This is a genomic window from Bradyrhizobium sp. CCBAU 45394 (assembly GCF_028128655.1).
GTDB lineage: Bacteria > Pseudomonadota > Alphaproteobacteria > Rhizobiales > Xanthobacteraceae > Bradyrhizobium > Bradyrhizobium diazoefficiens.
This window is the reverse complement of the sequence record NZ_LBIX01000163.1, coordinates 125324-134023: the sequence shown is the minus strand read 5'-3', so window position 1 is coordinate 134023 and position 8700 is coordinate 125324. Positions and strand designations below refer to the sequence as shown.

The 8700-nt window shown below is 65.8% G+C and carries 6 protein-coding genes; 2 read left to right on the top strand and 4 right to left on the bottom strand.

The window, feature by feature from the left end; genetic code table 11:
- Positions 1-23: 23 nt before the first annotated feature.
- Entirely contained in the window at positions 24-1220 is a 1197-nt protein-coding gene (locus WN73_RS21320) for an FAD-dependent monooxygenase (RefSeq protein WP_028171664.1), read from the bottom strand.
- 147 nt (positions 1221-1367) lie between these two features.
- On the opposite strand from WN73_RS21320, the gene WN73_RS21315 reads away from it, so the two are divergent.
- The gene (locus tag WN73_RS21315; protein ID WP_049832408.1) at positions 1368-1844 is read left to right on the top strand and encodes a MarR family winged helix-turn-helix transcriptional regulator; all 477 of its coding nucleotides are present in this window, start codon (positions 1368-1370) and stop codon (positions 1842-1844) included.
- On the opposite strand, the gene WN73_RS21310 is transcribed toward WN73_RS21315, so the two are convergent.
- The 3 genes from WN73_RS21310 to WN73_RS21300 all read right to left on the bottom strand — a co-directional run bounded on the left by WN73_RS21310 (position 1813) and on the right by WN73_RS21300 (position 6046).
- Positions 1813-3069, bottom strand: coding sequence for an O-antigen ligase family protein (locus WN73_RS21310; protein ID WP_028171666.1), 1257 nt, complete (start codon positions 3067-3069; stop codon positions 1813-1815). The genes WN73_RS21315 and WN73_RS21310 overlap by 32 nt on opposite strands.
- 178 nt (positions 3070-3247) lie before the next feature.
- Positions 3248-4795, bottom strand: coding sequence for an undecaprenyl-phosphate glucose phosphotransferase (locus tag WN73_RS21305; RefSeq protein ID WP_028171667.1), 1548 nt, complete (start codon positions 4793-4795; stop codon positions 3248-3250).
- Positions 4796-4912: 117 nt separating this feature from the next.
- A complete protein-coding gene (locus WN73_RS21300) occupies positions 4913-6046 on the bottom strand; it encodes a glycosyltransferase family 4 protein (protein WP_028171668.1) in 1134 nt (377 codons plus the stop codon).
- 201 nt (positions 6047-6247) lie between these two features.
- On the opposite strand from WN73_RS21300, the gene WN73_RS21295 reads away from it, so the two are divergent.
- Positions 6248-8518, top strand: coding sequence for a GumC family protein (locus tag WN73_RS21295; RefSeq protein WP_028171669.1), 2271 nt, complete (start codon positions 6248-6250; stop codon positions 8516-8518).
- Positions 8519-8700 lie beyond the last annotated feature (182 nt).

Genomic DNA, 8700 nt, shown 5'->3' with positions numbered 1-8700 from the left:
GGGCGATGACACCGTGTTCGGCGCTACACCGCCCGCGCATCATACGCGTACATGAACTCCATGCTCTTCGAGCCCAGCGGCAACAGCCATTTCAGCATCTGATTGCGCATCCACGCGCCGGTGGCGCTGAACTCGCGCTTGCTGTTGCCGTTGCGGCGGGCCATGGCGACGATCTTTTCCGTGCGCGGGCGGCGCTCGGCTTCGAAGGCCTGGAAGGTGGTGCCGAGCTCCTGTCCGTCCTGCATCAGGCGCGCGAGCCGCATCGCGTCCTCCAGCGCGAGCGAGGCGCCCTGGCCGGCATGGGGGCTGGTCGCATGCGCGGCGTCGCCGATCAGCAGCGAGCGCTTGCGCGACCAGGTCGGCAAGGTCGCGACATCGAGCGTGTCGGTGACCACGATGTTCTCGGCCGCCTCGATGATGTCGGGGATCGGATCGTGCCAGCCGCGATGGAAGCCGCGCAGATGCTGCTTCAGTGTCGCCGCATCGAGCGCGCGGAACATCGCCGCGTCCATGCCGTGCGCGGGCTGCGTGCTCCACCACATCACGCCGTCGTTCGGATCCGGGCTGCAATAGCCGTAGCCGAAGAAGCCGCTCTGGCCGAACGTGGTCTCGACGTGCCGGCCGATCGGCCTGCCGTCGAGCACGGCGTGCGGCACGAAGCCGCCGAAGCCGATCAGGCCGGTGTCGAAGGGCCGGGGTCCGTCCGGCACCACCTGGCGTCGCGTGATTGAATGCACGCCGTCTGCGCCGATCAGGAAGTCGCCTTCGGCGGTGGTGCCGTCGGCGAAATAGGCGATGATCGGCTGGTCGCCGCGGTCCTCGATCTTGATCAGGCGCTTCTCGAAATAGAGCGAGACGCAGGCGCACCAGGCCTTGTCGATCAGCATTTCGTTCAGCGTGGCGCGGCAGACGTTCACCGCGGGCTGGCCGAAGCGGCGCTGCATGTCGCGGTTGATCGAGCCGAGCTTTCGGCCTTCCTGCGAATAGAAGTCGAAGGCCTCCGCGACCGAGCCGCGGCTGATCAGCTCGTTCGAAAGCCCGATCTCGTCCATCACATGCATGCCGTTCGGCGCGATCTGAAGGCCGCCGCCGATGCCCTTCGAATAGGGCCAGGTCTCGTAGATCGCGGACTCGATGCCGGCGCGGCGGAGCAGGATGGCGGCGACGGGCCCGGCGATGCCGGCGCCGATGATCAGGGCTTTGCGGGGACGGTTGGACATGGCTTGCTCCCGACGTTTCCGTGGTGCTAGGAGAAATTACGGTCGCTAAATCTCTTAGTGACTAAGATATATATCGACTAAGATATGAGGTCGGCCTTGTCAAGGACGAAGGCGCGCGCGGCGCTGTTGCAGGAGCTCGAGGAGGCGATGCGCCGGTCGTCCGCGCAGGGCGTGCTTTATGGCCAGACCGTTGCGAACGTTGCCGGAATTGCCAATTCCGACCTCGAATGCATGGACATCCTCTATCTCGAGGGACGCGTCACCGCGGGCCGGCTCGCCGAGGTGACAGGCCTCACGACGGGCGCCATCACCGGCGTGATCGACCGGCTCGAGAAGGCTGGCCTCGTGCGCCGCGAACGGGACGAGAAAGACCGCCGCAAGGTCTTCATCGCGGTCGTGCCGGAGGCGGCGATGAAGATCGGCCAGTTCTACGTGCCGATGCAGCAGGCGATGGAGAAGGTCTTTGGCGCCTATTCCGACGAGGAGCTGCGTCTTTTGCTGCGCTTCGCGACTGAGGGCTACAAGGGCGTGCTTGCCGCCACTGAAGCGCTGAAGAGCCTCCTCGACACGCCGCCGGAGAAGCGTCCCGATCTCAAGCTGAAGAAGCTTCGTCGCCAGCCCTAGTCTTATAGACTTGGGCTGCCGCGATCATGCCCCACATCGCGCCCAGCATCATCCAGAAGTGCCGCCAATGGTCGGTGTCGATCACGAAGCTTTCGCCGACGGTGCCGACGAAGGCTGAAAACACGGCGAGATAGGCGCGCTGCCAGGGCACGCGGACGAAGATGTGCCGGAAGCCCGTGATCACCGTGGTGAAGACCAGCGCGGGATAGCACACGCCGGACAGCCAGCCGCCCGACATGAAGGCGTTGAGATAGGAGTTGTGGGTGTCCTCGGGGAAGAAGCGGTGGAATTGCAGGGGGCCGATCCCGAATGGCAGGTCGAGCGCCATCTCCGCACCCAGGATGTGCCGGCCGAACCGGCCGAAGCGGCCTTCGTCATAGCTCTGGTCGAAGCTGGCGCGCTGCTTGAACATCTCGGCGGTGGAATCGAACGACAGCAGCACCGCGATCAGCGCAACGCCCAGCACCGCGGCGACGATCGCCATGACGACGATGCGCGAGCGCTGCGCGTTGGTGCGGCTGGTCAGCACCATCAGCGCCAGCATGAAGGCTGAGGTCAGCGCCAGCCCGCCCCAGGCGGCGCGGGAGAAGGCGAGCAGGATGGCCAGTGACATGATTCCGAAGGCGATGACGTTGCGGAAGGCCTTAGCCGGCTTGTCCGAGACCACGCTCTGGAGCGCGAACAGCGCCGGCAGGATCAGGAAGGCGCCGAGCACGTTCGGGTCCTTGAACGTGCCGCGCGCGCGCCCGTAGAGCGTGAGGAGGTCGTCTCCGCCGGGAATCAGGTGGAAGTAGCCGGCGACCGCCGACAGCGAGGCAATCATCGCGCCGACCACGAGGCCGCGGCGGAGCATATCGAGCCGGGCCGCGGTGTCCTCGGACGTGATCGTGGCGAAGAACACCACGGTCACCGCCATGTACCAGGAGGTTGCGATCCAGCTCACCACCTCGGGCTGATCGCACAGCGGGATCGCGCTGATGGTGTAGCCGACATTGAGCAGGACCAGCATCAGCAGCAGCGGCATCAGCGCGAGTCGCAGGCGCAGGCCGGTGGCGAAGAAGGTGACGGTGGCGAGCAGCGTCACGATCTCGTAGGGGCTGGGTTCGATGAAGACGATGGCGCCGGAGGCGCCGACCAGCCACACCAGCGCGCGCTGGAGGGCCAGCACGCCGGGCGCAGCGCGAACGGCTGCATTCATCTCCCCGGCTGTTGCCGCATACGCCATCACACGCTCACGCTACTCGTACACACAACTTCCGCCGTCATGCCCCGCCTAGTGCGCGCTTGCGCACGGGGGCGGGGCATCCAGTACTCCGCGCCGTCAGTGGCGACGTTCGCCGCCGGCGTTTACTGGATCGCCCGGTCAAGCCGGGCGATGACAGCGCGTTCTTGACGCAAACAACTCAATACGCGTTCTCGTTCTTGGTCAGCAGCGAGATCGGCGTCTTCAGGAGAATGACGAGGTCGAACAGCACCGACCAGTTCTCGATGTAGTAGAGGTCGAACTCGACGCGCTTCTGGATCTTCTCTTCATTGTCGATCTCGCCGCGCCAGCCGTTGATCTGGGCCCAGCCTGAAATGCCGGGCTTGACGCGGTGGCGGGCGAAATAGCCGTCGACGGCCTCGTCGAACAGGCGGCTCTGGAGCTTGCCCTGCACCGCATGCGGGCGCGGGCCGACCAGGGAGAGGTTGCCGGAGAAGACCACGTTGAAGAGCTGCGGCAGCTCGTCGAGGCTGGTCTTGCGGATGAAGCGGCCGACGCGGGTTACGCGCGGATCGTTCTTGGTCACGACCTTCGAGGCCGTCGGATCCGCCTGGTGATGGTACATCGAGCGGAACTTGTAGACGTCGATGCGCTCGTTGTTGAAGCCGAAGCGCTTCTGGCGGAACAGCACCGGGCCGGGGCTGTCGAGCTTCACCGCCAGCGCCACCAGTCCCATCACCGGCAGGGCTGCGAGCAGCGCGAGGCCGCCGACGACACGGTCGAACAGCCATTTCATCACGAGGTCCCAGTCGGTGATCGGCGCCTCGAACACGTCGAGCGTCGGCACTTCGCCGAGATAGGAATAGGAGCGCGGACGGAAGCGCAGCTTGTTGGTGTGGGCGGACAGGCGGATGTCGACCGGCAGCACCCAGAGCTTCTTCAGCATCTCCAGGATGCGCGTTTCCGCCGAGATCGGCAGCGCGAACAGCACGAGATCGACGCGGGTGCGGCGGGCGAACTCGACGATATCGTCGACCTTGCCGAGCTTGCGCGCGCCGGCGCAGGTGTCCAGCGCCCGGCTGTCGTTGCGGTCGTCGAACACGCCGAGTACGTGGATGTCGGAATCGTCCTGCGCCTTCAGTGCCTCCACCAGTTGCTCGCCGTTACTGTCGGAGCCGACGATGATGGTCCGGCGGTCGAGCCGGCCCTCGCGCCCCCAGGCGCGCACCAACGAGCGCAGCACCAGGCGCTCGGCGATGAGCGCTGCGAGCCCGATGAAGTAGAAGGCGGCAAGCCACAGCCGCGATATTTCGCTGCCGAACTTGGCGAAGAAGGAGATGCCGATGAAGAGCAGGAAAACGAATGACCAGGACGAGATCATCCGCGTCATCTGCCGGAGTTGACCGCGGAACAGCTGCACCTGATAGATGTCGGCGGCCTGGAAGCAGACCACGGCGGCGACCGCGACGGCGAGGATCTCCGCCGGATATACCCAGCTGAAGCCGGAAAGCGGCATGACGTAGCCGACATAGACCGCGATGCCGACGAGGCTCAGCAGCGCGAAGTCGGCAAGGCGTACGATGCCGGTGATCACGATCGGCGAATAGGCGCGGGCGACCTTCTGGTTGACGACGTCGAGTGCAGCGGGCGAGAGCCGGCGGCGGCGCTCCACAAAGGGCTGGTCAGCCGGCTTGGCCGCGGCACTGGTCGCGGCATCGAGCATCGAGCGTGCGTTGAGCGGTTCCACGGGCGTCCACGTCCATTCCAAAAACCCGTGGCGCAGCCTTGCACCCCGGGCGAGCATCCCCCGGCACCTCGATTATCGGACAAATCGGAAGAATCTCTAAAGCGACCTTAAGGGTGGTTAATGATTGGCAAATGCGTCGCGATAGCCCGCGATCACGCCGTCAACCATCGCCTGCTGGGAAAAATGCGCGGAGATGCGCTCGCGCAGGGAGGATGCGCGCTGCGCTGTCGCCTGCGGATCGTCGAGTGCGGCCGCAATCGCTTCCGCCATCGCCTCGGCGTTGCTTGCCGCGAACAGGGCCGGGCTCTCCGTGCCGAAGATCTCGGGAATGCCGCCGACGCGCGCGGCGATCATGGGAATGCCGGCCGCGCCCGCCTCGATCACCACATAGGGCATGGAATCGCCGCGCGAGGGAACGACCAGCAGCCGCCCTTTGGAGAAGCCGTAGCGTGCCTTGACGTGGCCGATGAAGCGGATCGCGCCGGAGAGGCCGAGCCTCTCGACCTGCGCCTTCAGCGCTGCCGTCTCCTCGCCGTCGCCGCCGAGCGTGAGGGTGACCTTCTTGCCGCCTTCGTGCAGGCGCGCCACGGCATCGACCAGCAGATCCGCGCCCTTGATGTGCCTGAACTCGCCGACATAGCAGAGGTCGGTGGCATCCTCGGTGGTGACAACAGGCTCGAATTCCTCCGGCGTCACGCCATTGAAGACGCAATGCACCACGCCCTTGGGTGTGCCGACGATGCGCTGATAGGTGTCGCGGGCAAACGCGCTCTCGAACAGGAACAGGTCCGTCGAGTCCATCAGCGAGCGTTCGAGCCGCGCATAGAACTCGCCCTTCAACGTGTTGAGCGGATAGTGCAGTGAGCCGCCATGGGGCGTGTAGATGCGGATGGTGTCATCGGAGCGCCGCCGCATGCGAATGAACGCGCCGGCCTTGGCGCCGTGGCCGTGCATGACATCGGGCTTGAGCTCCGCGATCAGGCGCCGCATCCGAAGCCACACCAGGACATCGTCGGGCGACGGCTCGCGGCGGATCGCCATGCGGTGCACGCCGAGCTTCAGTCGCGGCGCGAGCTCGGCCAGCGCCTTGTCGGCGCGCTCGCCGCCGGTGAGGCGGTCGGCGAGAATCCCGACATGGTGGCCGCGATCGACCTGGCCGTTGGCGACGTCGAGGATGTGGCGGAAGATGCCGCCCACGGGGGCGCGCACGGCGTGCAGGATGCGAAGCGGCCGGTCGGGAGAGGGGGGCATGATCTGAACCAGCGCTCGACGGCGAATGCCGAACAATTTCCGAAATATCGAGACGGATTAAGAGGCCTCGTGGTTAACAAATGGTGACGGGCGCGCGTGTACCCATCGCGGGATTAACGCGATTAACCCAGCGGCAACCTTAATGGAGTGTAATCGCCCCGGTTGAGGTAGCTTGGTGGCGTTGCCCTGCGGGAGTGTTCGATGCGTTTAGCGTTCTGGCGTGCCGGCAAGGACAAGGCGGTGGTCGAGCGGGCTGTTTCGAAGTCCAAAGCCGAAGCCAAGCCCGAAGCCACGCCCAAGGTCGAAGCAAGACCTGCGCCTGCTGTCACCAGGCAGGCGTCCGGTGAATCCGGCGACATCGATCTGCACGCGCTCGGTGGCGCGCTCGCCCGCAAGCGCGGCTGGATCATCGTGCCGACGGTGCTGGCGCTGGTTGCGTCCGTCGCCGCCGTCAATCTCGTGACGCCCCGCTACAAGTCCGAGTCGCGCATCCTCATCGATGGTCGCGAGAACGTATTCCTGCGTCCGAGCAGCGACCGCAGCACCGAGGAGCGGCAGGCGCTCGACCCCGAGGCTGTCACCAGCCAGGTACAGCTCGTGCTGTCGCGCGATCTCGCGCGCGAGATCATCAAGAAGAACAAGCTTGCGGAGCGGCCCGAATTCGATCCGGTGCTGCAAGGCATTTCGCCGCTGAAGTCGCTTGCGGCGCTGGTCGGCATCGGCCGCGATCCGTTCTCGATGACGCCGGAAGAGCGGGTGCTCGACGCCTATTACGATCGCCTCCAGGCCTATGCCGTCGACAAGTCGCGCGTGATCGTGATCGAATTTCAGTCGGCTGACCCGGATCTCGCCGTGCGCGTCGCCAATTCGATCGCCGACGGCTATCTCGTGCTTCAGCAGAATGCGCGCCAGGACCAGGCGCGCAATGCCAGCCAATGGCTCGCGGGCGAGATCGAGAATCTGCGCAAGAAGGTTTCCGACGCCGAAGCGAAGGTCGAGGACTTCCGCTCCAAGTCGTCGCTGTTCGTCGGGACCAACAACACGACGCTGTCGAACCAGCAGATGGGCGAGGTCAATACCCAGCTCAACAACGCGCGCTCGATGAGGGCAGATGCGGAATCCAAGGCGCGGCTGATCAAGGAGATGCTCCAGAGCGGCAAGCCGATCGAGGCGTCCGAGGTGGTGAACTCTGAATTGATGCGGCGGCTGTCCGAGCAACGGGTCACGCTGCGGGCGCAGCTCGCCGAACAGTCGTCGACGTTGCTCGGCAATCACCCGCGGATCAAGGAGCTGAAGGCGCAGCTCGGCGACCTCGACAACCAGATTCGCGACGAAGCGGCCAAGATCTCCCGCTCGCTCGAAAGCGATGCGCGCATCGCCGGTGGCCGGGTCGACGGCCTGACCACGAGCCTCGAGCAGCTCAAGAAGCAGGCGACCTCGACCAACGGCCAGGACGTCCAGCTCCGCGCGCTCGAGCGCGAGGCCAAGGCGCAGCGCGACCTGCTGGAAACGTATCTTGGCAAGTACCGCGAAGCCAGCACCCGCGAGAGCATCGATACGGCGCCGGCGGAGGGCCGCATCATCTCGCGCGCCGTCGTCTCGAACACGCCGGCCTATCCGAAGAAGCTTCCGATCGTCCTGATCGCAACCATCGCGACATTGCTACTCTCGTCCGGTGTCGTCGTCACCGGCGAGCTATTGCGCCAGACCGCGCCGCGCGCTGCGGCTGTCTTTGCTCCGGCGCAGCCGCAGGCACAGGCGGCGGTTCGTCAAGAACCATTCGTCCGGCCGATGGTCGAGCCGGTGGTCGAACCGGTCATGGACGAGCCCGCGCCGCTTCAGCCGGAGATGACGGCCGATGCCGATGTCACCGAGTTTGCAGAGATCGAGCATCTGGCCGACAGGCTGCGCGCCGCGGCGGCAAAGAAGATCACGGTGCTCGGCACCGCGCCAGGCGAAGCCGTCACGCTGTCGGCGCTGACGCTGGCCCGGCACCTGGCGCGCGATGCGCGGGTGGTCGTGGTCGATCTCGCCGCGTCCTCGCCGACGATTGCCGCGGTGTCCGTCGATGCCTCGGCGCCCGGCCTTGCCGAGCTGATGCAGGGCGAAGCCTCGTTTGCGCAGGTGATCACCCGGGACAAGCTGTCGCGGCTGCATCTGGTCATGGCTGGTCGTCCCGGCTTCGACCGCAGCCTGCTGCAATCGCCGCGCGTGACGCTCGCGATCGACGCCTTGCTTCGCGCCTACGACCACGTGCTGCTCGACGCCGGCAGCGCCTCCGACCTGCCGGCAGAATTGCTGACCGCCAATGCCCGCGCCGTCGTGGTGCCCGATGCGTCAATGGAGCCGGATGCGCGCAGGCTGATGAGCGAGCAGCTCAAGGCCGTCGGCTTCAGCGAGGTGACGATGCTGAGTAGGCCGGTCCAGCCGTCGGATGCACGCGAGATGGGACCGCGCGTGGTCGCGGCTTAGTAGATTTTACCCTCTCCCCGTGTGGGCCCCGTGTGGGAGAGGGTGGCTTCGCGAAAGCGAAGCCGGGTGAGACGGGTGAAGGGTCTCTCTCCACGAGTTCGGAATCGTAGGGTGGGCAAAGGCGCACTTGCGCCGTGCCCACCACCCTTCAACGATTGCGGCAGAGGTGGTGGGCACGCTTC